We start from the raw sequence: 25,677 nt of genomic DNA, 5'->3' as shown, positions 1-25,677 counted from the left end.
ACTGTGTCGTTATGTTTAAAAATTGTATTAATCATCTTATTAGTTACACCTGTTGTCAATATTCATTAAAAACTTCATTTACCACCATCGATAAAAATGATGCGTTGGTCCAATTCCTTGACCAATTTTTAAATCATCCGCATGACTTATCGCACCTTGCAAGTATTCTTTTGCTTGTCGTACGGTGTGTTCTAAATTATGTGTTGGTAACAAAGCTGCAATTGCTGCTGATAATGTGCAACCTGTGCCATGAGTGTTTTTAGTTTGGATGCGTGATGATACCATTTTGATGGTTCTTGTTGGGGTGATTAAATAATCGGGGCTTTCTTGACTTTGCAAATGCCCACCTTTTATTAATACCGCTTTACAGCCGAATTTTAATAAGTCATGCCCCTGTTGTTGCATTTCATCTTCGCTTTTTGCCTCATCACATTCCAGTAAGGCAGCAGCTTCAGGTAAGTTAGGTGTTATTACCGTGGCTAAAGGTAATAGTAATTCACGAATTGCTTTAACTGCATCAGATTTTAAAAGTGAATGTCCACCTTTAGCAATCATTACGGTATCTAGCACTATATTGGCAATAGGATTATCATTTAATAGATGATAAACCGTAGTCACAATCTCTTTATTCATTAACATACCTATTTTTACGGAATCAATTTTGATATCACGATAAAGGGTGTTAAATTGTGCGGCTACAAATTCGGGATCGATTGCCATCACACCATTTACTCCTTGGGTACTTTGGGCCGTGAGCGCTGTTATTACCGACATTCCATATGCTCCGATCGCAGAAAAGGCTTTTAAATCGGCTTGAATTCCGGCACCACCACTTGGATCAGAACCGGCCATTGTTAAGGCCACTGTTGTCATAATTTTTCTTCCTATCTTAATTTAATTGGTTGTATTTTTTCGAGTAGCAATAACGTAGATTGTTGTACATTTTTTTGACCACAAATAGCTGACACCACCGCGATACCTTCAATGCCGGTTTGTAGTATTTGTGTGGCATTGTTGGTATTAATACCGCCTATAGCGACAGCAGGGCATTGTTTTAGCTTAACTAATTGGGATAATTGTGGCATGCCTATTGCTGGTTCTGCATCTTGTTTAGTGGTGGTAGGATAAATAGGACCAATCCCAATATAATCGACAAGTTGCCATGGAACCGCATTCAGTTGTTGACGATTGGCGACCGAAAATCCTAACCACTTATCATTACCGATTAATTTACGGGCAACATCGACAGGTAAATCGCTTTGCCCAATATGGACACCATCGGCATCAACGGCTAGGGCAATATCGACATGATCATTAATCAATAAGGGGACGGTAGTGTCATTTAGCAGCTCTTTTAATGCCAGTGCGGTGTGATACCAATCTTTGCCAGAAAAGTCATGTTCTGATCTTAATTGTACTGCCGTTACCCCATTGGCAACAGCTATTTTGGTGGTTTCTATCATGCCTTTAATGCCACCGCATAACATTGGATCTAATACTAAATAGAGACTTAAATCGAGTTGTTTTTTCATGTGATTTCTTTATACATATAATGAGTTAAATAGTGAAAGCTTATCCAATAATGACACAGAGTAAGTGCCTAATCCTTGATGTTTATTGGCAAGCTCGCCAGCTTTTTTCATCATAAAGCAAGCTGAAGCCGCTGCAAGTAAGGGATTAGTTGATCCGGCAATAAACGCTGCAACCATGGCAGAGAGCGAGCAGCCGGTGCCTGTAATTTTAGTTAATGTAATATCGCCACCTTTGATGCTATAAGTTTCCGTGCCATTGGTGATATAGTCGATATCGCCCGTAATAGCAATAATGGTTTGATGTTTTAGTGCTTGCTTTTTAGCTGCATTTAAAGCAGATTCGGTGGAGTCTTGACCATCAGGACCTTTAGCAGATGTGGTCTCACCATTTAATGCCAATATTTCTGATGCATTGCCACGCACTACTGTTGGCTTAAAAGCTAATAATTGTTGGACGATTTCACTGCGATAGGCGAGCGCAGGCCCAATAGCAACCGGATCAAGTACCCATGGTGTTTGATTTTGTTGAGCGCTAGCAGCGGCTAATAACATACTTTGCGCACTGCTGCTATGAATGGTACCAACATTGATTAATAAACCACTGGCAATTTGTGCAAAAGTAGCAACTTCTTGTTCCGCAATGACCATCGCTGGCGATGCACCAATCGCTAATAAGACATTGGCGGTAAAGTTCTGTACGACATCATTAGTAATACAATGTATTAATGGAGATCGTTGTTTTATGTGATCAATAAAAGGCCTAACTTGAGCTAGTTGTAGAGTATTGATGGCAGACATATTCTTTCCTTACTACGATGTTTAAAATTAATTAAGGGAAGAGTGGCCAATCTAGAATTTTCAAGGCTGAGACTTCCCTACGCTGGTATAATCCAGATCAGGTTCAACGGGTAAAATCTCAGTTTTTTGTACTTTACAAAAAACACCCCGAGTCAAAGAGTATTTATTATGGACTGACTAAAAATTTAACACAAGCTATTGTAATAATTTTTCTATATCAGTTATATCACGACGGTCGGGTAAGAAGATGATAAGATGATCGTTACTTTCAATGGTTAGATCGGTATTAACGATAATCACATCTTCCCCACGCACTACTGCACCGATAGTGGCACCTGAAGGTAACTTTAAACCATTGATATTTTTACCAACCAGTTTGGAACTGTCTTTATCCCCCTGAGCTACCACCTCTACTATTTCTGATTCACCTTGCCTTAAAGAGACAACTTTGACTACACCTGTTTGCCTTACATGACTTAATAACTCTGAAATAGTGGCGTGTTGTGGTGAAATAGCAATATCAATAACACTATCATTAATCAGTTCAAGGTAGGCTTGCTTTTGAATTAAAACAATAACTTTTTTTGCGCCCATTCTTTTAGCCAGCATTGATGACATAATGTTAGATTCATCGTCACTTGTTACGGCAATAAATAGATCAGTCAGTTCAACTTGTTCTTGTGATAGTAGCTCTTGATCTGACGATTCACCATGTAAAACAGTGGTATTGACCAATTGTTCGGCAATTAATTCGGCACGCTCAGCATTACGTTCGATTAATTTGACTTGATAATCATTTTCTAAACGTTTGGCTAGGGCAACCGCTATGCCGCCACCGCCACTAATAATGATACGCTTATAAGGTTTTTCAAGTCTCTGTAATTCACTTGTTACTGCTTTGATGTTGCTAGGTGGAGTAATGAAATAGACCATATCACCAGCCTCAATAAGTGTGGAAGCTAATGGGCGAATAAAGCGGTTTTTTCGATATATTGCAACAACCCTAGCTTCAACATGGGGTAAATGTTCTTTCAGTTCAGACAGTTCACTTCCGACTAATGCTCCACCATAATAGGCAGTGACTGCAACCAAACATACACGATTATCGTAGAAAGAAGCAAACTGTAAAGATCCTGGATATTGTACTAACTGACTGACATGATTGGTAATAAGATTCTCTGGAGCAATAATATGGTCGATATTAATGCAATCTTTATTAAAGAACGAATATTTTTCGTCATTATATTCTGGTGCGCGAATGCGTGCGACTTTTTGCGGAATATTAAACATGACATGACCTATTTGGCAAGCCATCATATTGACTTCATCCGAATTAGTGACGGCAACCAGCATATCAGCCGATTCAGCACCAGCGCTTTCTAATACTTGTGGGTAAGATGATTTGCCACAAATGACCTGTAAATCAAAACGCTCTTGTAAAGATTGCAATTTATCATGATTTTCATCAATTACAGTGACATCGTTTTGTTTTTCGGTAACAAGGTATTCAGCTAAAGCACTGCCTGTTTGTCCGGCACCAAGAATAATAATCTTCATAACCAACCCATATATTCAGATGACTTTAATCGTTACTCATCATATCCATTAATTAAAGCCAATCTATACTATTTTTTTGTGATAGGTAATAATTTTGAATTTTAACTATCAGTTTTTTGGTTTAGCAGTTAATGGCTTATTGTTTATACAAAACCAATTGCATCATAAACCTTTTTCAAGGTTGGTTTGGCTTTGGAGCGTGCTTTTTCTGCCCCTTCTTGCATGACTGAAAGTAAATAATTCTCATCATTACGAAATTGGTAATATTTAGTTTGTAATGCGGTTAACATATCAATCACTTGAGTTGCCACTTCGGTTTTGAGGTGCCCGTACATTTTGCCTTCAAACTCTTTTTCAAGTTCAGCAATTGGTTTACCGGTAATACCTGTTAAGATATCGAGCAGGTTTGATACGCCAGCTTTATTTTTTAAATCATAACGTACTACTGGTGGTTCGTCAGAATCGGTCATTGCCCGTTTAATTTTCTTTTCAATATCTTTAGGATTTTCGAGTAAACCAATCACATTGTTGCGATTTTCATCTGATTTAGACATTTTTTTGGTTGGGTCTTGTAATGACATGACCCGCGCGCCAACCTTAGAAATAAATGGCTCAGGTACAGAAAAAATATCACCATAAAGTGCATTAAAACGCATCGCAATATCGCGTGATAATTCAAGATGTTGTTTTTGATCGTCACCAACAGGTACTAAATTGGCTTGATATAATAATATATCTGCCGCCATCAAAACAGGATAATCAAACAGTCCAGCGTTAATATTTTCAGAATGACGAGAAGACTTATCTTTAAATTGCGTCATACGGCTCAATTCACCAAAATAGGTGTAACAGTTTAATGCCCAACCCAGTTCAGCATGAGCGGGTACCTGTGATTGTACAAAAATAGTACTTTGCTTCGGATCGATACCACAAGCTAAATATAAGGCTAATGTATCAAGTGTTGCTTTACGCAGTTTTTGCGGATCCTGACGTACAGTAATGGCGTGCTGATTGACGATACAATAAACGCAATCATATTCGCTTTGCAAAGTTACCCAGTTTTTTAAAGCCCCTAAATAGTTGCCAAGTGTTAGTTCGCCTGAGGGCTGAGCGCCACTAAATACAATCGGTTTACTCATAATTTATTCCTAATCTGGTTATTTTTTATCTTTAATCATTATTTTTTAGCTTCAGCTTTGGGCTGAGGTAATAAGGTTAATATATCTTTAAAATCATCAAATAAAAAATCAGGATTGCTGGTCGCAATCGAGATGCCATAATTGTATCCATAGGTTAGTGCAACAGTAGGGCATTTGGCATTTTGGGCAGCAGTAATATCGTTTTTAGAATCTCCCACAAACAATAACTGATCGCTGAATAAACCGAAGGTTGCCATGACTTGGTATAGTGGTGCTGGATGTGGTTTTAATTTAATAACATCACCACCTCCAAGTATCAGGGAAAAGTACTCTTTTATGCCAAGCGATGATAGCAAATCTGGTAAAAATTGAGCGGGTTTGTTCGTCACTAGTGCCAATGAATATTGATTATTATGCAGTGTTTTTAAGGTTTCTTTGACATGAGGGAATAGCTTAGTTTCGGCATCGATGACCTTGTCATAATGTTGATTAAATAGTGCTTTAGCTTTGGCAAATTGTTCAGCTGATGGTATAACATTAATTGCTTTAAATATGCGTTCTAACATCACATCAATGCCATTTCCAACAAAGTTTTTTACTTGTTCATTTGTTATAGTGGCAAGTTTTAAATCTGCAAGCATATTTTGCGCAGCAAGCGTAAGTCCTGGCACACTATCAACAAGTGTGCCATCTAAATCAAAGGCGATTGCTTGAATATCTTGTAATTTATGCATATGTAACTCCTGCTAACTGTTGGCGCATAGCGTCAATTACCGTTTTATAATCTGGTTCACCAAAAACAGCTGAACCTGCTACAAACATATCGGCACCAGCTTTGGCAATTTCGGCTATATTATCAACTTTAACGCCTCCATCGACTTCTAAACGAATATCTCGTCCCGAATCAATAATGCGTTTTCTTGTTTGTTGTAATTTTTTTAAGGTGGAAGGAATAAAAGATTGTCCGCCAAAACCAGGATTAACGCTCATTAATAAAATAATATCAATTTTATCGATTACATAATCTAAATAATCTAATGGGGTGGCTGGATTAAATACAATACCAGCATTGCAACCATGATCTTTGATTAACTGTATCGCTCGATCCAAATGGATGGTCGCTTCCGGATGAATAGAGATATTCGTAGCGCCAGCTTTGGCGAAAGAGGTAATTAATTCTTCGACTGGCGAAACCATTAAATGCACATCAATCGGTGCGGTAATCCCATAGTCACGTAACGCTTTGCAAAACATTGAACCCATGGTTAGATTTGGTACAAAATGATTATCCATTACATCAAAATGGATAACATCTGCACCCGCATCAAGTACTTTTTGAGTATCATCCCCAAGGCGAGCAAAATCCGCGGACAATATTGATGGTGCAATAATAAATTCTTTCATAACCTACCTCTAAATAATCAACTTTACATATAAGCTTGCTCATGACTTTTTATATAAAGCTAAAATCTCATCAATCTTTTTTCTGCTTCCACCTGCACAACTGATTGAACGACGCATTTCTGCTCGGTAAAGATAACTCGCCTTATTATAGAGCGTCATGGTGTATTCAGTATAATGGTTAGACACCAGTACGGGTATATTTTTTTTATATGCCACTGTTTCCGCTAATTTAGACAAATTTTTGTGCTCTTCAAAGCCAAAAATATTGGAATAATAAGACGTAAATCCTCCTGATTTATTAGGTGGAATATAAGGTGGATCACAATAAATCACCGAATTTTGTTCAGCCTTTTGCATGACCTCATGATAAGGCGCACAAATAAACTCAGCCTTTTGTGCTTTTTCAGCAAAAAAGTAAAGTTCTTTTTCAGGGAAATAGACTGTTTTATATCGACCAAAGGGTACATTAAATTTTCCATTAGTATTATAACGACATAACCCGTTATAACCATGTCGATTGAAATAGACAAAGAGTAACGATCTTAAATACTGATCGTTACTACCATTAAATACATCTCGAAGTTGGTAAAATGCCTCAGATTGATTATTTTGCTCATTAAATAATGGTTTAAGATCATTAATAAATTGATCAGGGTTTGTTTTTAGTAGTTTAAATAGTGCAATTAAATCATGATTGATATCAGCTAAAATATAACTTTTGTAATCGGTATTTAAAAAAACAGAACCTGCGCCAACAAAAGGTTCAATTAATTGTTCCCCTTCTGGTAGATATTGCTTAATTGTGTCTACAAGCGCATATTTTCCTCCGGCCCATTTTAAAAAGGCTCGTTGCTTCTTCAACGGTTGCTCCTATTTTTTCGTTGCTAGTAGGATAAATGGACGATATCCTTTATTAGTTTACTATTTTTTCTTTATTAACCATTGCTCCCGACTTAACCCATGGTTTATCTTTTTGGAGAGCTGTTGGTAGTGACTTGATCGCTTTATGAGCCTCATCAATTGATGAATAATTACCTTTAACTAAAATAAACCATTTACCATTGCTGTATTGAGTTTCATAAATATGGTAATTCGCTATTTTATTTTGTGTAACAAATTTTTTTAAGCCCTCAATCGACCTAGATGCAGTAATTTGAATCACATAATGATCATCTTTTATCCTAGAGTTTTTAGCTAAACTATTTTTGTCGTCGTTTAGATTAACTATCTTTTTAGTTGGTTTTTTTTCGCCATTACGATTGGCATTTGATGCCATATTTGAATTATCAGTTGAAATTATACCATTACTGTTATTTTCAGATGGTTTTGGCACTTCAGGTTTAGATGGATTCAATCTTTCCAAATTCACCAATGAATTATCAGTAGTTTTTCCATTATCTGTAACATTGCTTTGTCCATCATAAACAGCATTAATATTATCCGTTTCAACTGTTGAAGCAACACCGTTAACCACAGGAGGCGTTAAAGGCGTTGGTTCGCTTTTTCGTGAAGGTCGGAAAATAATCAAGCTTATTATTAAAAAAATAACTAGGATTATCAAACCGCAAATAATAAGTTTTTTCTTTGGATAATTTTGAAGAAAATTAGGCAATTTTAATGGGGGCGTTGAATCCTTGCTAGGTTGTTCTGATATATAACGATCGTCTTTATCTACACGCATATTTCCTCCTTAACCTATCAAAAGATTATTGCCTTATAAAGTACCATTATTTCTAAAATAAGCGACTTAAATTTGCTCTATTTTCTCAATAATATAACTTGCAACACCTTTAGCACTTTGTTCATCAGTTTTGATTGTAATATCCGCAATTTCTTCGTAAAGAGGTTCTCGCTCGCCGGCAAGTTCTTCGTAAAGTTCTCTTGGAGTATTGCCGCCTTGTAAAAGTGGACGACGTTTATCTTTTTGCGTTCTAGCCATTTGTTTTTCAATGGTTGTTTCAAGATAAACAACAATGCCACGAGCCGATAATCGATTACGAGTCTCTTTCGATAATACTGAACCCCCTCCGGTTGCAAGTACTACGCCTTGTTTTTCAGTCAATTCATTAATGACTTTTTCTTCTCTGGCTCGGAATCCGTCTTCACCCTCTAAATCAAAAATCCATGCAATATCAGCGCCTGTACGTTTTTCAATCTCTTGGTCTGAATCAAAAAATTCCATGCCTAGCTGTTGTGCAATCTGTCGGCCTATTGTGCTTTTTCCTGCCCCCATTGGGCCAATTAGAAAGATATTTCGCTTTTCTGCCATTGTAGTTTCATCATCTATTAATTTTGGTTAAAATATACAACACAACATTAACGTTCAATGATTTATTTAATCATTCGCATTGTTAACTGTGTAACTTTTCTTGGATCTCCGTCTAACGACAAAAATTTAGGTCGGTAATTATCTCAATAGATAGTACCTTTTTGCAATAAGTATTTATAATAGTTTTTAGCTTATTCCTGCTTGATGTAAATCATGAATATTTAAAGCGCCTACTAATTCACCTGAACTATTAACGACAGGTGCTGCGGTAATATTATGATCATTAAATGATTTTAAAGCTTCTACTGCTTTCCAACTCTCAGGTATTTGATAGCCAGGGCTTGTCATAACAGAGCTAATACTATCTTGCAATGTACCATTTTTTAGTAATAATCGACGTAAGTCTCCGTCGGTAAAAACACCAATTATTTTATTATTATCCTGACAGATTGCAACTAAACCCACTCCAGTTCGGCTTAATTCTAACATGGCATCGAATACAGTTGCAGTCTGAGGTACTTTTGGAATTAAATCACCTTGTCTCATGACATCTTTGACATGATTGAGTAATTTAGCTCCCAAACTACCCGCAGGATGAGAGCGAGCAAAATCTTCTTCTTTGAATCCACGAGCACGCATAACTGCGATAGCGAGTGCATCACCCATTAGTAGAGTATTGGTTGAACTTGAAGTCGGTGCAAGTCCCATTGGACATGCTTCTTGTTCGATTGATACATCGAGTACTGCTTGCGCTGATTTAGCTAATGGAGAATCCAATCCACCTGTAATGGCTATCACAGGTACGTTCATTGCTGACAGCATTGGTAAAATAAAGTTAAATTCTTTTGCTCGTCCAGAGTATGAGATAAGAATGGCTACATCATTTTTAGTGACCATACCTAAATCCCCATGTAAGGCTTCAGATGGGTGCATGAAAAAAGCTGGACTACCGGTGCTTGCTAATGATGCTGCGATTTTTTTTCCAATATGTCCGGATTTTCCAATACCTGATACAACGACTTTCCCTTTATTTGATAAAATAAGTTGACACGCTTCAATAAAATCTTTACCTAGTCGATCAGGTAATTTTTGGGCTTCTTGAAGTTCTAATTCAAGAAGTTCTCGACCATATTGTAATAATTTGTTCATATTTACTAACCTAATATATTTAAATATAAGTAAATCATATAGCTATAATCGATAATCAATAATGGTTAATTATAATCAATCATATTGCTAACAGTGTATCATTAACTATAGAAGATTCAAAAAAAGAAAGTTTTGATGTAAAAAAGTTTCAGGTGAACATAATGTTTTAGTAAAAAAATATTGAGAAATTTATATTAAAATCCTAATGCAACTTTTATACCTAATGTTATTAAAATAATACCTAATAATTTATCAATAATTATTTGTATTTTAAAATATTTTCGTTGTACAGCTGGTGTTTGGAATATATACACAACAAAAGGCCACCAAATAACAGCTTCTATCCAAATGATAAGTGCTACCAAAAGTTTATCAATCATTGATGAATTTGCACTTAATACTTGAGTGAAAATTGCTAAGAAGTAGAGTGTTGCTTTAGGATTAAGTAGATTGCAAAATAGGCCTTGCATAAAGGCCGTTTTAGCGGAAATACATTTGATGTTCGATTGTTGAATAAGATAAGTTGTACTTGCTTTCTTTGCTAGTAATGCTTTTATTCCGAGCCATAATAAGTAAGCTGAACCTGCATAACGTAATCCATTATAAAGAATCGGTGTTGTTGCAATGAGTATGGCAATACCGGCAATACAATAACTCATATGAATTAATATCGCCATAATCACGCCTAAACAAGACATCAACGCGATTTTTCGGCTATAGCTCAAACTGTTTTTCAGAATCAGAAAAAAATCAGGTCCCGGTGAAATCAATCCTAAAAAACTGATAGTGATGACTAGCATTAATGTATCGACTGTCATTTTATACCTATTTAAATACTTGTGCAGAATTATTTATCGTTGCAATTTTTGATTTATATTGCTCAATAAATTGTTTTTTATTTAAATTGGGCTCCGTTAGGTAATCAGTTAAAAATTTAGCATTACTTTTAACTTGCGCACCATTTAAAATTAAACGAGGTAGATCAATTTGGTAAATGACTTGATCGGGTGTTTTATGTAAATTTTTAGTTTTAGCATTGGTGAGTAGGTAAAGTTTGCGCTCTTTTTGGGATAAGCGATTAATTGTTGCAGTGCCTGCACCCATCATTAAATGATCGGGGAAAATATAAAACACAGTGTTATCCAATAATCCATTATCTTTTAAATATCGGATAAATTGTCCAACATTATAATCGAGCGAAGCAGCGACAAATGACATATTATCATCTTTAGGTGATATGACTGATTGCATGCGTTCATCATTGAAGCCATTAGGCGCATGAGTTGAAACTGTTGAAATAAATAAAGCAAATGGCTTACCTGAGCTGTTCATCTCAATAATCTGTTTTTGAGCTATATCTAAAATATCCTTGTCGTATAATCCAAATGGGGCATTGGGATATTGACCAACATAAGTTTCTTCGGAGACAATTTGCATACCAAATAATCCAGCTGTGTGCCCAATTCCTGCAAAGTTAGGACCCGCCATTACATAACGTGTTTGGTAGCCTGCCTGTCTAAGTACATCCCCCAAGCTTACTAATTGTGTTTGGTTTGCTTTCATTAATGGTGAGGTTGTGTATCCTCCAATTAGAAATGGCATGCCTGTCATATAAGTATACATTGAAGCGGTAGTCCAACTGCTGCCCGTACTCATTGGCATATTAGCAAAGAAGGTATAATCTTGGCGTAATTGTCGTAGATTGGGTGTAATTTCTTCAAAATCCAAAAAGCCTTGTTCAAAAGATTCAAGAGACAATACGATAATATTTTTGCCCTTTTGGCTTACAATTTGATCTTTGGTTGGATAGTCAATCATATTTAATGATTGTAGCGCTTGTTGAAACGGTTTATGAGGAGCACTCGTTACTTGATATATTTCATACAAACGACTTAAAGGACCGTTAGGGTAACTTATTGAGATGATGGCAAAACCGGCAAATAATAAGCGAATAAATAACCGACATTTACGTTTGTATAGATTGGCCAATTTTGACAATATAAATACCAACCCAAAAAAGACAGCAATAACTAGTACCGCTTGCAGTTTAAAAATGAACAAACCTTCAATGATATCATTTACATTTAAATTCACAAAAAACTGATAGTTAATAAAACCACCACTAAAATAGACAGAGGTGAGTTCCATCACGATGAAAACTGTCATTAAGACAATAATCAGTAATTGCCATTTTTTTTGTTGAAAAAGTGAAGCAAAAGTAATGGTTAATATTAAAAAAGGCAAAATAACGAGCGTAGATAAGGGCATAAAACGTGTTACTCAATAATCAATTTTAGCAACAGTATATACATAATATTAATAAATAAAAAAGTGCTATTGCAATTTTGTGACATTCAAAATAATTAAAATTGATTTTTTATATTATTTTGATGATTACTTAATCTTTCATTTTTGTATAGTCTAAACACAAAATTCATTTATGTTAATTAATGAAATAAATGGCAATTAACTTTTTCAGTTCTACTATTAACTTCATTAAATAAAAGAAATAACTATGAAGAAGTTAACTATCTTTATCTTGTTTATATTTATTTCATTACTCTCCTTTGTTAAAGGACTTGACTGTTCACATAAATCTATGAATCAAGCAGCGAGATGGATGCGAATGAAGACATTATCGCTATGGGGGATTTGAATTCTTCAAAACCAAAATAAAATTATTGGCATTAGAAAAAAATGAATACCAATAACACGATTAGAAAAAAGTGTATTTAGACGCAATTCTATAATTTTGTTTTTATGATGATGGCAAAAGCTATCAAATGATTACCTAAACTGATTCTAACTAGGTGACTCAAGAAATGTTGTTGATTTTTGTTTACAGAATTTAAGTAAAATTTGTTTTGTCAAAAAAGATAATTGATAAAACAATTGAATTTAAAGTAAGTTTTTACAGATGAAACCAGCAATAAAAACTGTCGTATTTAACTACCGTTTTAATATAAAATTTTTTTATAATCCAAAAAAAAGATTGAAATAATATGCTGATTAAGTGAGGATAATTGCTGATGATGTGTTTTTAAACCAATAAGTGCAGTTATGCTTAATGGTGAATGCAATTATTAACAAGGAGCCAATATGTTCAGTAAAGATATGACCATTGCCAATTATGATAAAGAATTATGGAATGCCATCAAAGGTGAAGAACAACGTCAAGAAGATCATCTTGAGCTAATCGCATCCGAAAACTATACCAGTCCTCGCGTAATGCAAGCACAAGGATCGCAATTAACCAATAAATATGCCGAAGGTTATCCAGGTAAACGTTATTATGGCGGTTGTGAATACGTTGATATTGTTGAGCGGTTAGCTATTGAGCGAGCAAAAACGTTGTTTGGTGCTGACTATGCTAATGTGCAACCGCATTCAGGTTCACAGGCTAATTTTGCTGTCTATATGACATTATTAAAACCAGGTGATACGGTGCTAGGTATGAATTTGTCAGAAGGCGGGCATCTCACACATGGTTCACCAGTCAGTTTTTCAGGTAAATTATATAATGTAGTCGCTTATGGTGTTGACGAAACTGGACATATTGATTACGAACAATTGGCAAAAATAGCTTTAGATTCAAAACCTAAAATGATTATTGGTGGTTTTTCTGCTTATTCAGGTGTGGTCGATTGGAAGCGCATGCGCGAGATTGCTGATAGTGTCGGTGCGTTCTTGTTTGTGGATATGGCTCATGTTGCTGGTTTAGTTGCCGCAGGTGTATATCCTAACCCAGTACCTTTTGCTCATGTAGTTACTACGACAACTCATAAAACATTAGGCGGACCTCGTGGGGGGTTAATTTTAGCCAAAGGCGGTAGTGACGATCTTTATAAAAGATTAAATTCATCTGTCTTCCCTGGGGCTCAAGGGGGACCTTTAATGCACGTAATTGCCGCCAAAGCGGTAGCTTTAAAAGAAGCGATGGAACCAGCCTATAAAGAATATCAACATCAAGTAATAAAAAATGCGCAAGCCATGGTTGATGTTATTTTAAAACGTGGTTATAAAGTGGTTTCAGGTGAAACGCAAAATCATCTATTTTTAATTGATTTAGTGGATAAAAAAATTACAGGTAAAGAAGCTGACGCCGCATTAGGTAGCGCGAATATTACGGTAAATAAAAACAGTGTACCAAAAGATCCGCAAAGCCCATTTGTGACATCAGGCGTACGTATCGGTTCACCAGCCATCACTCGCCGAGGTTTCAAAGAAGCAGAATCACGTGAGTTGGCAAATTGGATTTGTGATGTTTTAGATAACATTGATGACGAGCAAACTATTCAAACCGTAAAAGCTAAAGTATTAGCTGTTTGTCGTCGTTTACCCGTTTATCAACACTGATTGACTGTTATTTAGTTAACTTTTGCCGACATAATCAGTCGGCAAAGTTTGTATTGGCTATCGGCTTGAATCTCCGATAGTCATTTCATTTTTTTATGATTTTCACTTACGTTGTTATTATTATGAATGTGTGATTGTTGTTGCACATTTTGTTGAATATGATGTTGTGGTTCAATAAATTTGTTTAAATAACCTTTATGCCAAAGCCAGCCACCGCTAATCCCCACACCTAATAATATGGCTAACCAAAAAATAGCGATGAGCCTATGATTGTTCTGTTTCATGGGATCACGCAAATTTCGTTTAGCATTATTAGGTAGTTCGGCTTTGCTCGTGAGCAATCCGCCTAACATTAAGTTAATTTTCACTTGTCCATTTATTGCCCAGCCTGATGCTTCGAGTAAGGGTCCAAGTGTACGACGGCGTAGTTTTAGCCATGCTAAGATTACTGAAGGTCCAGAGACAATCAAAAATAGCCCAAAAATAACTAATGGGAATTGCCACCAAGCGAGCGAAAAGATTGCTTGAAAAATAGAGGCTAATGCTGTACCAATAGCTCCAATAGCTAAACCAATTGCAGCAAAAATCCCCATGCTTTTACCAATATCGAATTTATTAGCAGGATTTTGTAAGGCTTGTTCGCTAGACTTTTCGATATCGGCATCTTTATCCGTTGCCCATTTGTTAATTTGTTCGGTAATTAAACGACCAAAACGTTGATATGGAGCCCAAATGGCTTGTTGAATACTGATAGGTTTGGTGATCATTTTAATCACATTGGCATCCCAATCATTCCCTTCATTATCAATAAACACACCATTACGACCTTCAATCAATAAATCACCTTGTCCAGCGGTTATTGCCGCTGCAATCAGTTTCTTTTCACCATGACGGGTACATTCACAATAGAGTAAACAAAGCTCAGAATAATTTGCCATATTGGCATGTTTGGCAATGTTATCGACGGCGACACAAAGGGTAGCACAGCGACCATCAATATACAGTTTACCTAGCTGAAAAGCAGCTCTTTTTTCGGGCGAGAAGAAATCAGCAAACGAGGAAAAATTAACCAGTAAGCGATAAAGATGTTTATGAAACAAAACTAACTTTTCAAGCACCAGCACATCGGATGCTGAAATAGGGGTTTGGTTATCTTGCTCAACCATTTGCTTGAATTCTATTAATAAATCTGAGTTTAACAATCTGGAGATAACATCATTGTGAATGTCTTCTATACTCGCTGTTGGCTCGATAGCAACATTTAATTGTACAAGTTCTGGTTTTGAACTGATCAACGTAGTGTATTCTTGTAAGCTGTGTTGAATATTTTGCCATTCTTGTTGGGTTAGTTGGTCAGGATTAGATAATGATGAGGAAACTAAGGTTTTAAAACGAGTAATTTTTTCTTTCCAAAGCGGATTTAGCCCATTGACTAAATCAAGATAACGGGTGGAGTCAATTTTTGATAAAGGTAATTCAGATAAAGCTTCATCTGAGAGTAAACCATTTTCGTTAGGGACAATATATTTTTCGTCTACATTGAGCGCTGTTTGTGCTTGTGGAGCATATTCGGCCAATTCAACACGTAGAAAATAATCATCAATTTTGGGTTTTAAAAGTTGGACTAATTTCCAAATTTCTGCTCGGTTTTCACCAAATGGAGTTTGGGTGTTGCTAATGTCAGTTTGCCACAGCTGCCAAGTTTTAAGATTATCCATAAAGGTTTGCGCAATCTCTAAGTTAATGCCATCTTGCCCACTCATATCTTTCATGGCACCGGTTGTTTTAATTGCCGTTTGAATGAATGTTTGCATTTCAGGTGATAACTCGGCAGAAGATGGAAAAATTAAATCACCATTGTAAAGCTTACCTGCATTAATTTTTATCGAATCTTGCACATCTTCTTGAGTTAAATAATTTATATCATGTTTGTTTAAATTCGCAAGAATGCTGTGTGCAGTAACGGAAAGTTTTTTACCTTGTTCTGTTGAGGTGTTGATTTCAGATAATGGTAATGTGTTAGAGGATTGTAAAATACTGCCAAACGATAATATTTTGTCTTTGGTCCAACTAATTGCATCTAAAATATCCGGTATACGAATGCGTCCGTCTTGGTCTGTATCAAGTAAAGCTAAGGTTCGTTTATCAAAATCTAACCCTGTAGTTGGGCAACTTAATGCTACCCATAATTTAGGATCTAAATCAGGTAGATTGATAATGTCGCTAGCGTTTTTAAATACAACTTGATCTAATCCACCGACCCGTTGGAATGTCCACATATGACTCATAAATAACCTCCGTACCAACATATTATTTGCATATTCAATTGGTAATAAATTTTTTAAACTAAAATTATCAATAAATATCGTTGCATTTGTTTCTGTTATCGAAGAGAAACACAATTCTGATTTTGTAAGGGTTTTATATTCTTTGTAAGTTGAATTTTAGTTGCCTTTCACAACTTTGTGATAGAATAACGCTTTATTATTTAATATCCAAATAAAAATCATAAATATGTCATTAATTAATCTTACCAATGCTTATCTTTCATTTAGTGATGCACCACTATTGGATCATATTGATATGGCGATAGAAGCCAACGAACGTGTTTGTCTTGTTGGTCGTAATGGTGCAGGTAAATCCACTTTACTTAAAGTACTTAATAAAGAAGTACCATTGGATGAAGGGCAAATTGTTTATGAAACTAACGTTATCGTATCACGCTTACAACAAGATCCTCCTCGTGATATCCAAGGTAATGTATTTGATTTTGTGGCAGAAGGATTACAAGAACAATCGCAGTTATTAAAGAACTTTCACGAATTATCGCGTCGAGTTGAGCTAGAACCCAGTGAAAGTAATTTAACAAAATTAGCTAAAATGCAAGAGCAGTTAGATCACCAAAATGGTTGGCAACTTGAAAATCGGATTCGTAATGTGATTTCATCATTATCACTTGATAGTGAAGCTCAATTATCATCACTTTCTGGAGGTTGGTTGCGTAAAGCGGCTTTAGCTAAAGCTTTGGTTTGTCAGCCAACAGTTTTATTACTAGATGAACCAACTAACCATTTAGATATTAAAACTATCAAATGGTTAGAAGAATTTTTAAAAAGTTTTAATGGTAGCATTGTATTTATTTCGCATGACCGTTCGTTCATTCGTCAAATGGCAACACGGATTATTGATTTAGATCGTGGCAAAATCGCTTCTTGGAGTGGTAATTATGATAATTACTTACTTGGTAAAGAAGAAGCATTGCGTGTTGAAGAACTACAAAATACCGAATTCGATAAAAAATTAGCTCAAGAAGAGGTATGGATCCGTCAAGGTATCAAAGCACGTCGCACCCGTAATGAAGGTCGAGTACGAGCATTAAAGGCAATGCGACAAGAGTATTCTGAGCGTCGCCAAGTGATGGGAAAAGCTAAAATGCAAATTGAGGAAGCATTACGTTCAGGAAAAATCGTTTTTGAATTAGAAAATGTGACTTACCAAGTTGAAGATAAATTGTTGATCAATGACTTTTCAGTACAAGTTTTGAGAGGCGATAAAATTGCACTGATTGGCCCTAATGGTATTGGTAAAACTACATTGTTAAAATTGATGCTTGGCAATTTAATACCTACATCAGGTAGTGTGCATTGTGGCACTAAGCTTGAGGTTGCCTATTTTGATCAGTATCGTTTGGAGCTTGATCCAGAAAAAACAGTGATGGATAACTTGGCTGAAGGCAAGCAAGAGGTGATGGTAAATGGTCGTTCACGTCATGTATTGGGTTATTTACAGGACTTTTTATTCCCGCCAAAAAGAGCTAGAACGCCAGTAAGGGCGTTATCTGGTGGTGAACGTAATCGATTGTTATTGGCAAAACTGTTTTTAAAACCCAGCAATTTATTAGTGTTGGACGAACCAACAAATGATTTAGATATTGAAACGCTAGAATTATTAGAAGAATTAGTCAATGATTATCAAGGAACCGTTTTATTGGTAAGCCACGATCGGCAGTTTGTTGATAATGTTGTAACACAATGTTGGTTTTTTGAAGATAAAGGGAATATTGGTATTTATTCAGGAGGCTATGCTGATGCTTTACAACAACAGCAGCAGGCACAACCTGTTAAAGTTTTAAAAATAAATACTAGTAGTCAACAAACTAAACAAGAATCAAAAACGATTAATAACCAAAATAAAGATTTTGCAGTTAAAAAGAAAGTGAAACTTAGCTATAACGAACAACGTGAATTAGCTCAATTACCAAGTAAAATAGAACAGCTTGAAATAGCAATTGCTGATTTACAAAAGCAAATTGGTCAAAATGACTTTTTTAATCAACCTCATGATATAACGAATCAAATTTTACAATCATTAAGTGATAAAGAAGTCGAATTAGAAGCTGTGTTCGACCGCTGGGAGCAGTTAGAAGCACTTAGTCAACAGTGATGAATGTTATCGCATCAATTAACAAAATTAATAAGCGCTGGTATAACCAGTGCTTATTTGCTTTTACCAGGTTTTTTTGGATAACAAGAAAAAAAGTAGTAACGCTAAAATAACAAAAATAGCACCAACCAACCCAATGTAATGGGTAGACAGTTTTACTAATACTTGGCTGCCAACAAAGGCTCCTCCTCCGATTCCAATATTATAAATCCCAGAATAAACAGACGTAGCTATATCGGTGGCATCTGGCGCGATATCGATTACTTTACTTTGCATTACCATACCAATAATGGTGATTGATAATCCCCATATCACGCCTTGCACCATCGCGGTGTAAAGGCTAAATGTGCAGAAGTAGAGTGATAATAAGCATGCCATTAATAATATCATGGGTCCAACTAATATTGCTGTTGGGTATTTACTTGCATATCGAGTAAAAATAACACTGCCAATCATGCCTGAAAATCCAATAATTAATAATAGATGGACAACAATTTCTTGACTGAATCCACCTACCTTCATCATAAATGGAGTAATATAAGTATAGGCAGTAAAATGTCCAGTGATAATAATAGCCGTTAACAAGTAAATATTGAGTAAAGCTGGACGTTTTAACACCTTTGGCAAATCTTTGAGTGAAATGGTATTAATACTTGGTACTTTGGGGAGCAAGTAAAGCAATAAAACTAAAATTCCAAAGGCAATGCCACCGATACATAAAAACGTGATACGCCAACCGACTAATTCTCCTATTTTGGTACCTATCGGAATACCGAGCACGGTTGCCATTGATGTGCCTATTACAATAAAGCTCATCGCTTTGGCTTTTTTGCCATTTGGTGCCAATCGAACAGCTAAAGGTGTGGTAATAGCCCAAAATACTGCATGTGCACAAGCGATACCAATGCGCGCTGTCATTAAACTATAGAAATTCCATGCAAAGCCAGCTAATATATGGCTTCCAATAAATAAACAAAACAGAAAAATAAGGAGTTTGCGACGCTCCATTTTGGATGTTAATACTGTCAATGGTAACGACAGTAATGATACAGCCCAAGCATATATAGTTAATAATAACCCAGCATGAGCTACATCCATTGAAAAACTTTCCGCAATATTAGGCAGTAAACCTACCGGTACAAATTCGGTAGTATTGAAAATAAATCCAGCAAAAGCTAAACAAAGAATCGACGACCAGATCCGAGAGCGCTTTTTAGCATTATTCATGATTTTACTTAAAGATGGGATAAATTGATTATTGGTAATTATAACTGAATCTTAACCATTGTTACATATATAGGAAAGATAAATCTTAATTTCAAACGCCACCTAATGAAATAAGGTGGCATAAACATCATTATGGTTCTTATTTTTATCACAGTGTTTTAACTACGTTCAATATTTTATCGTAATCAGGTTCATTTGAGGTTTCTTTTACATATTCAACATAAGCAATTTTATCATTTTTATCAACAACAAATACCGCACGCGCCAATAAACGCTTTTCTTCAATTACGACTCCATATTTTAATCCAAAATCGAGAGTTTTGTGATCCGATGTGATGTTAACTGAGTCAATTCCGTCTGCTGCACAATAACGATTTAATGCAAAAGGTAAATCGACACTGACTGAAAATATAGTGGTATCTTTTAATTTTGTCGCTTCAACATTAAAACGGTGCACCTGAGCGCTACATACTGAAGTATCAATGGATGGTACGGAGTTAATAATTCTGACTTTACCTTTGAAATCCGATAATTTAACTGGCTGCATTTCTATATTTTCGACAACAAAATCGGGCGCTTGATCACCAACTTTGATTTCTGGTCCGAGCAATGTAATCGGATGACCTTTCATAGTAACTTGATTTACTCTTCTTTGCATAATGGTTTCCTTTGTGTCGAGTTGATGGGAATGATATTTTTCATTAACTCTAAAATTAGCAGCAATTAGTATCAATAATTTATTATGCATTGAAATACACAATTGATTTTATTATTAAATTTGTTAATTGTTATGTAATAAAACAAAAATCAACCTTGTCATTTTGCATATTTTTTATGCAAAGGTATATAATATTATTCCCTTATTTTAATATACTAGTGATTATTATGAACCCACTTATTATCACGGTCAGTTTACTCATTTTAAGTAATATTTTTATGACTTTTGCTTGGTATGGACACCTACGCTTTTTGCATAATCAAACTTGGATTATAGCGGTGTTTATTAGCTGGGGAATTGCGCTTTTTGAATATTTATTGCAAGTTCCAGCTAATCGTATTGGTTTTCAAATAGCAACTACTGGGCAGTTAAAAATTATTCAAGAAGTTATTAGCTTATCTGTCTTTATTCCATTTTCAATCTATATCCTAAAAGAGCCTTTTAAAACTGATTTTATATGGGCTGGTTTATGTTTGCTCGGTGCTGTGTTTTTTATGTTTCGCGACAAAATCTTTGTGTAATATAAATTAAAAATCAATTGATGGACATATTCGTTTATCAATTGGTTAATCCAAAGCGATACTCCTTATAAAATTTTTAAATTCAGTAGGACTGATCGTTAGATATTGAAATGTGACTGTTGTCACATCATCAAATATCATGATTTATTAATGTAAGTTCCAATTTATACAAAAGCCAGTCTTATTAAGCAGCGATTTATCGATCTAATATAAATGCTTTATATCACTTTAAAAAATGAATAAGTAAATTTATATTATTAAATAAATGATTAAATTTCAAATATTATTTTTTTATTGAGGAGATAAGTATGCAAAAAGTTTTTGTAAAGAGTATTATCATTTGTTCTTTGTTATGTACAAATGTGTTCGCCATTGAAGCAAAGGATGTAACAACCGATCCGGAAGATTATTACCTTAAAGTTGATCAGGCTCCAGATAGTTTGCTACTTTTGCCTCAACCACCATCTTACAATAGTATTGAATTTCTTAGGGATAAAGCCCAATATGACTGGGGGAAGTCTGTTCGTAATACTGAACGAGGGCATCAGGCATATTTAGATGCTGATGCGACGAAAAATAATGTTACTAAACGATTTTCCCCCTCTTTTGGTTATGAGATTTCAAGTACTTCAACACCAGAAATTTACAAGCTTATCACGACAATGAAAGAAGATGCAGGGGATCTTGCTACTCGGTCAGCAAAAGTTTATTATAATCGAGTTCGTCCATTTGCTTTTTTCAATGAACCAACATGTCGTCCTGAAGATGAGAAAACATTATCTACCAATGGTTCTTATCCTTCAGGGCATACTACTTTGGGGTTTGCTATTTCGTTAGTGCTTGCAGAAATAAACCCACTACGCCAAAACGAGATTTTAAAACGTGGTTATGAAATTGGGGAAAGTCGAGTCATTTGTGGTTATCATTGGCAAAGTGATATTGATGCAGCTAAAGTGATGGCAGCTGCTGTTGTTGCACAGCTACATACCAATGGGGAGTTTAATAAACAGCTAGCTAAAGCTAAAGAGGAATTTAGCCATTTGAAATAGTGAGTATCAACTCTAAAGAGGGTTTTTATTTTACTGCATTCTTTTAATCTATCTTGATATTGGCTTTTAGTCGTTAAAAGCCAATATATTTTTTGTATATTAAAGTGCTTTAAAAGATATATCTGGTAAGATGGCTTGACCTTGCCAATAAAGTTCACTCGCAATACGACCTGCGATTTGACAATAAATTTGGGTAAATTCACTCTCTTGATGATTAATGACAGTGGGTTTACCTGTATCAAGATCTTGACGTAGAGTTTTGTGTAAAGGGATCTGTCCAAGTAATGCTGTATGATATTGTTCAGCTAGACGCTTTGCGCCTCCTTCGCCAAAGATGGCTTCATGTTGACCACAATTTTCACAAATATGGTAACTCATATTTTCAATAATGCCTAAAGTGGGAATGCTAACTTTAGTAAACATGGTAATCCCTTTTTTGGCATCAATCAGTGCGATATCTTGCGGAGTTGTTACAATGACCGCTGCAGTGACTGGAATACTTTGTGCAAGCGTTAACTGAATATCCCCTGTTCCTGGCGGCATATCAATGATCAAATAATCAAGTTCAGGCCATAGTGTGTCTTGTAATATTTGCAATAATGCTTTACTGGCCATAGGTCCACGCCATACCATTGCACCATCAGAATCCACTAGATAACCAATTGAATTACTCGCCAGCCCATATGCCATTATGGGTGACATATGTTTATTATCTGGTGTTAAGGGTTGTTTCTTTTCTGTACCTAACATGGTGGGAATGGAAGGACCATAAATATCTGCATCTAAAATACCCACCGTAGCGCCTTGCTTTTGTAGTGCTAGTGCAATATTAACGGCAGTGGATGATTTACCAACGCCACCTTTACCAGAACTAATAGCAATAATGTTTTTTATATTGTGTATTGCATGTTGGTTATTGGCGCGTTTAAGTGTGGCGATATTGTATTCAATCTGCCATTTAACATCTTTAACATTAGTAAGTTTAAGTAACTGTGGTGTGACTGCTGATTTAAGTTCATCAAAAGCTACTTGCCATGCAAAAGGCATAACTAACTTAATGACTAGAATTTGATCTTCTATTTCACAAGTTTTAACTGCGCCAAGTTCAATCAAATTTTTTTGTAAGGTAGGATGAGTAAAATTTTCCAGAATTTTTCTTGCTTCCATGATTTTTAGCCTTAATTGTTATGCATTCACTTATACTCATATTGTTTTGGCTTTAGAATATTTCAAGTCACATCATTATTTATTAAATGTGAAACATATCTTACACACATAATAAATCTAACATTTATGACTTTTACACTATACAATACCATTGAGTATATAAACAAATTTTATCAAATTATGGCATAAATCTGGCGATAATCACACGTTTGATGTACTATTTCTGCCATTATGTAATAAAAGGTAATTAATTCACATGACAACGCAACGCAAAATATTGGTGACTTGTGCACTTCCTTATGCAAACGGTTCAATTCATTTAGGTCATATGCTTGAACATATTCAAGCGGATGTTTGGGTACGTTTTCAACGTATGCGCGGTAACGAAATTTATTTTATTTGTGCCGACGATGCGCACGGTACACCAATTATGCTTAAAGCTCAGCAATTAGGTATTACTCCAGAGCAGATGATTGAAGAAGTTAAAACTGAACATCAACGCGATTTTGCTGGATTTAACATTAGTTATGATAATTACCATTCAACTCATAGCCCTGAAAATCGCGAAATATCAGAACAAATATATAAACGATTAAAAGCTAACGGTTATATTAAAACTAAAGTCATATCACAATTATTCGATCCAGAAAAACACATGTTTTTACCTGATCGTTTTGTTAAAGGTACATGCCCTCATTGTAAAGCACCAGACCAATATGGTGACAATTGTGAAGTATGTAGTGCTACTTATAATCCTACCGATTTGATTGATCCAAAATCTGTCGTTTCAGGTGCAACGCCGATTTTGAAAGAATCGGAGCATTTCTTTTTTGATTTGCCCGCTTTTTCAGGCATGTTACAAGCTTGGATTCGTTCTGGTACAATGCAAGAACAGGTTGCTAATAAAATGCAAGAGTGGTTTGAAGCAGGTTTACAACCATGGGATATTAGCCGTGATGCCCCTTATTTCGGTTTTGAAATTCCTGATGCACCAGGTAAATATTTCTATGTTTGGTTAGATGCTCCAATTGGTTATATGGGATCTTTCTTGAATTATTGTAATAAAAATAATAAACCCATCTTTGATGAGTTTTGGAATAAAGATTCTAGTACTGAACTTTATCACTTTATTGGTAAAGATATTGTGTATTTCCACAGTTTATTTTGGCCAGCTATGCTTGATGGTAGCGAATATCGTAAACCATCCAATATTTTTGTGCACGGCTATGTTACCGTTGATGGCGCGAAGATGTCAAAATCGCGCGGGACTTTTATTCAAGCAAATACTTACTTAAAACATTTAGATCCAGATTGTTTGCGCTACTATTATGCGGCAAAATTATCACCACATATTGATGATATTGATTTAAATTTAGAAGATTTTGTGCAACGTGTTAATAGTGATTTAGTTAATAAAGTTGTGAATATCGCATCACGTTCGGCTGGATTTATTAGTAAACGTTTTGATGGCAAATTATCTGATAAAGTTGCAGAACCAGAGCTATATGCACAATTTGTTGAAAAAGCTAACGTCATTGCCAATTACTTTGAACATCGTGAATCAAGTAAAGCTATTCGCGAAATTATGGCATTAGCTGATGAAGCCAATCGCTATATTGACGAAAAAGCACCATGGGTTGTGGCTAAACAAGAAGGACAAGATCAAGTTTTACAAGATATTTGTTCAATGGGTATTTTTCTATTTCGCATTCTAATGACTTACTTAAAACCCGTTGTACCATCGTTAGCGCAACGTACTGAAGAGTTTTTAAATAGTCAATTAGAATGGTACAGTATTGATAAACCTTTAATTGGACATACTATTCATCGCTTTAAAGCGTTATTTAACCGTATTGATATGGAAAAAATTACTGCAATGATTGAAGAAACTAAAGAATTAACGACATCTACTGCATCTACTGCATCTGCTAAAGAAAAAGTAGCTGAACCAATTGCTGATACCATTAAATTTGATGATTTTGCTAAAGTTGATATGCGCGTTGCTTTAATCAAGAATGCTACTTTTGTGGAAGGTTCAGATAAATTATTACAATTAACACTTGATATTGGTGATGAAACGCGTAATGTATTTTCGGGAATAAAACAATTTTATCCTGATCCTCAAGTTTTAATTGGTCGTTTGACAATTATGATTGCTAACTTAGCCCCTCGTAAAATGCGTTTTGGTGTATCAGAAGGTATGGTGCTTTGTGCAAGTAGTAAAGACGATAGTGACGGTGTTTATCTATTATCACCGGATAGTGGAGCAAAACCAGGTATGCGAATTTCATAATTCATATCTGTATTTTTAAATAACATCTTAACAAGTCAATATTCTTGTTAAGATG

22 protein-coding genes and 1 riboswitch are annotated in these 25,677 nt (G+C 35.4%); of the genes, 5 read left to right on the top strand and 17 right to left on the bottom strand.

Annotated elements, in window-relative coordinates; all coding sequences use genetic code 11:
* Positions 1 to 78: 78 nt before the first annotated feature.
* The 13 genes from thiD to J4T76_RS02280 all read right to left on the bottom strand — a co-directional run bounded on the left by thiD (position 79) and on the right by J4T76_RS02280 (position 12,116).
* The gene (thiD, locus tag J4T76_RS02340; protein WP_267354467.1) at positions 79 to 873 is read right to left on the bottom strand and encodes a bifunctional hydroxymethylpyrimidine kinase/phosphomethylpyrimidine kinase; all 795 of its coding nucleotides are present in this window, start codon (positions 871 to 873) and stop codon (positions 79 to 81) included.
* An 11-nt stretch (positions 874 to 884) separates the two neighbouring features.
* Positions 885 to 1,532, bottom strand: a complete 648-nt coding sequence (gene thiE / locus J4T76_RS02335) for a thiamine phosphate synthase (RefSeq protein WP_267354466.1) — start codon at positions 1,530 to 1,532, stop codon at positions 885 to 887.
* 9 nt (positions 1,533 to 1,541) lie between these two features.
* On the bottom strand, positions 1,542 to 2,330 hold the full coding sequence (gene thiM, locus J4T76_RS02330) for a hydroxyethylthiazole kinase (protein ID WP_267354465.1): 789 nt from the start codon (positions 2,328 to 2,330) through the stop codon (positions 1,542 to 1,544).
* 57 nt (positions 2,331 to 2,387) lie between these two features.
* Positions 2,388 to 2,490: riboswitch (TPP riboswitch) on the bottom strand.
* Positions 2,491 to 2,525: 35 nt separating this feature from the next.
* Positions 2,526 to 3,887, bottom strand: coding sequence for a Trk system potassium transporter TrkA (gene trkA, locus J4T76_RS02325; RefSeq protein WP_267339516.1), 1,362 nt, complete (start codon positions 3,885 to 3,887; stop codon positions 2,526 to 2,528).
* Positions 3,888 to 4,030: 143 nt separating this feature from the next.
* A complete protein-coding gene (trpS, locus tag J4T76_RS02320) occupies positions 4,031 to 5,026 on the bottom strand; it encodes a tryptophan--tRNA ligase (protein WP_267339515.1) in 996 nt (331 codons plus the stop codon).
* A 38-nt stretch (positions 5,027 to 5,064) separates the two neighbouring features.
* The gene (locus tag J4T76_RS02315; RefSeq protein ID WP_267339514.1) at positions 5,065 to 5,760 is read right to left on the bottom strand and encodes a phosphoglycolate phosphatase; all 696 of its coding nucleotides are present in this window, start codon (positions 5,758 to 5,760) and stop codon (positions 5,065 to 5,067) included.
* Positions 5,753 to 6,430, bottom strand: a complete 678-nt coding sequence (gene rpe / locus J4T76_RS02310) for a ribulose-phosphate 3-epimerase (RefSeq protein WP_267355741.1) — start codon at positions 6,428 to 6,430, stop codon at positions 5,753 to 5,755. Before rpe ends, J4T76_RS02315 begins: the two co-directional genes overlap by 8 nt.
* Before the next feature lie 39 nt (positions 6,431 to 6,469).
* Positions 6,470 to 7,291, bottom strand: a complete 822-nt coding sequence (locus J4T76_RS02305) for a Dam family site-specific DNA-(adenine-N6)-methyltransferase (protein WP_267339512.1) — start codon at positions 7,289 to 7,291, stop codon at positions 6,470 to 6,472.
* Positions 7,292 to 7,343: 52 nt separating this feature from the next.
* Positions 7,344 to 8,111 carry an SPOR domain-containing protein gene (locus J4T76_RS02300; RefSeq protein WP_267339511.1) on the bottom strand — a complete coding sequence of 256 codons (768 nt, stop codon included), beginning with the start codon at positions 8,109 to 8,111 and terminating at the stop codon, positions 7,344 to 7,346.
* Between the two features lie 66 nt (positions 8,112 to 8,177).
* Entirely contained in the window at positions 8,178 to 8,699 is a 522-nt protein-coding gene (aroK, locus tag J4T76_RS02295; RefSeq protein WP_267339510.1) for a shikimate kinase AroK, read from the bottom strand.
* Between the two features lie 186 nt (positions 8,700 to 8,885).
* The gene (gutQ, locus tag J4T76_RS02290) at positions 8,886 to 9,848 is read right to left on the bottom strand and encodes an arabinose-5-phosphate isomerase GutQ (protein WP_267345207.1); all 963 of its coding nucleotides are present in this window, start codon (positions 9,846 to 9,848) and stop codon (positions 8,886 to 8,888) included.
* A gap of 194 nt (positions 9,849 to 10,042) precedes the next feature.
* Complete coding sequence (locus tag J4T76_RS02285) at positions 10,043 to 10,666, bottom strand: LysE family transporter (RefSeq protein ID WP_267339508.1); 624 nt, start codon at positions 10,664 to 10,666, stop codon at positions 10,043 to 10,045.
* A gap of 7 nt (positions 10,667 to 10,673) precedes the next feature.
* On the bottom strand, positions 10,674 to 12,116 hold the full coding sequence (locus J4T76_RS02280; protein WP_267345208.1) for an LTA synthase family protein: 1,443 nt from the start codon (positions 12,114 to 12,116) through the stop codon (positions 10,674 to 10,676).
* An 831-nt stretch (positions 12,117 to 12,947) separates the two neighbouring features.
* Here J4T76_RS02280 and glyA point away from each other — a divergent pair.
* On the top strand, positions 12,948 to 14,204 hold the full coding sequence (glyA, locus tag J4T76_RS02275; protein WP_267339506.1) for a serine hydroxymethyltransferase: 1,257 nt from the start codon (positions 12,948 to 12,950) through the stop codon (positions 14,202 to 14,204).
* An 80-nt stretch (positions 14,205 to 14,284) separates the two neighbouring features.
* On the opposite strand, the gene J4T76_RS02270 is transcribed toward glyA, so the two are convergent.
* On the bottom strand, positions 14,285 to 16,492 hold the full coding sequence (locus tag J4T76_RS02270) for a hypothetical protein (RefSeq protein WP_267339505.1): 2,208 nt from the start codon (positions 16,490 to 16,492) through the stop codon (positions 14,285 to 14,287).
* 226 nt (positions 16,493 to 16,718) lie between these two features.
* On the opposite strand from J4T76_RS02270, the gene J4T76_RS02265 reads away from it, so the two are divergent.
* On the top strand, positions 16,719 to 18,647 hold the full coding sequence (locus tag J4T76_RS02265) for an ABC transporter ATP-binding protein (RefSeq protein ID WP_267339504.1): 1,929 nt from the start codon (positions 16,719 to 16,721) through the stop codon (positions 18,645 to 18,647).
* Positions 18,648 to 18,710: 63 nt separating this feature from the next.
* Here the strand turns inward: J4T76_RS02265 and J4T76_RS02260 are convergent, their stop codons facing one another.
* Both J4T76_RS02260 and tpx read right to left on the bottom strand, forming a co-directional pair.
* The gene (locus tag J4T76_RS02260) at positions 18,711 to 19,874 is read right to left on the bottom strand and encodes a sugar transporter (protein WP_267339503.1); all 1,164 of its coding nucleotides are present in this window, start codon (positions 19,872 to 19,874) and stop codon (positions 18,711 to 18,713) included.
* A 148-nt stretch (positions 19,875 to 20,022) separates the two neighbouring features.
* Positions 20,023 to 20,532: a thiol peroxidase gene (gene tpx / locus J4T76_RS02255; protein WP_267339502.1), complete on the bottom strand. Its 510-nt coding sequence runs from the start codon at positions 20,530 to 20,532 to the stop codon at positions 20,023 to 20,025.
* Positions 20,533 to 20,759: 227 nt separating this feature from the next.
* On the opposite strand from tpx, the gene J4T76_RS02250 reads away from it, so the two are divergent.
* Together J4T76_RS02250 and J4T76_RS02245 are read left to right on the top strand one after the other, a co-directional pair.
* Positions 20,760 to 21,113: a DMT family protein gene (locus J4T76_RS02250; protein WP_267339501.1), complete on the top strand. Its 354-nt coding sequence runs from the start codon at positions 20,760 to 20,762 to the stop codon at positions 21,111 to 21,113.
* Positions 21,114 to 21,421: 308 nt separating this feature from the next.
* Positions 21,422 to 22,162 carry an acid phosphatase gene (locus J4T76_RS02245; protein WP_267339500.1) on the top strand — a complete coding sequence of 247 codons (741 nt, stop codon included), beginning with the start codon at positions 21,422 to 21,424 and terminating at the stop codon, positions 22,160 to 22,162.
* A gap of 99 nt (positions 22,163 to 22,261) precedes the next feature.
* Here J4T76_RS02245 and apbC read toward each other — a convergent pair whose 3' ends face one another.
* Positions 22,262 to 23,329: an iron-sulfur cluster carrier protein ApbC gene (gene apbC, locus J4T76_RS02240; RefSeq protein ID WP_267339499.1), complete on the bottom strand. Its 1,068-nt coding sequence runs from the start codon at positions 23,327 to 23,329 to the stop codon at positions 22,262 to 22,264.
* A 256-nt stretch (positions 23,330 to 23,585) separates the two neighbouring features.
* Here apbC and metG point away from each other — a divergent pair, with 256 nt between their 5' ends.
* Positions 23,586 to 25,622, top strand: coding sequence for a methionine--tRNA ligase (gene metG, locus J4T76_RS02235; protein ID WP_267355739.1), 2,037 nt, complete (start codon positions 23,586 to 23,588; stop codon positions 25,620 to 25,622).
* Positions 25,623 to 25,677: the final 55 nt, after the last annotated feature.

Origin of the sequence: Gilliamella sp. B3022 (assembly GCF_028751545.1) — a bacterium.
Classification (GTDB): Bacteria; Pseudomonadota; Gammaproteobacteria; order Enterobacterales; family Orbaceae; genus Gilliamella.
This window is presented reverse-complemented; position numbering and strand designations above follow the sequence as displayed.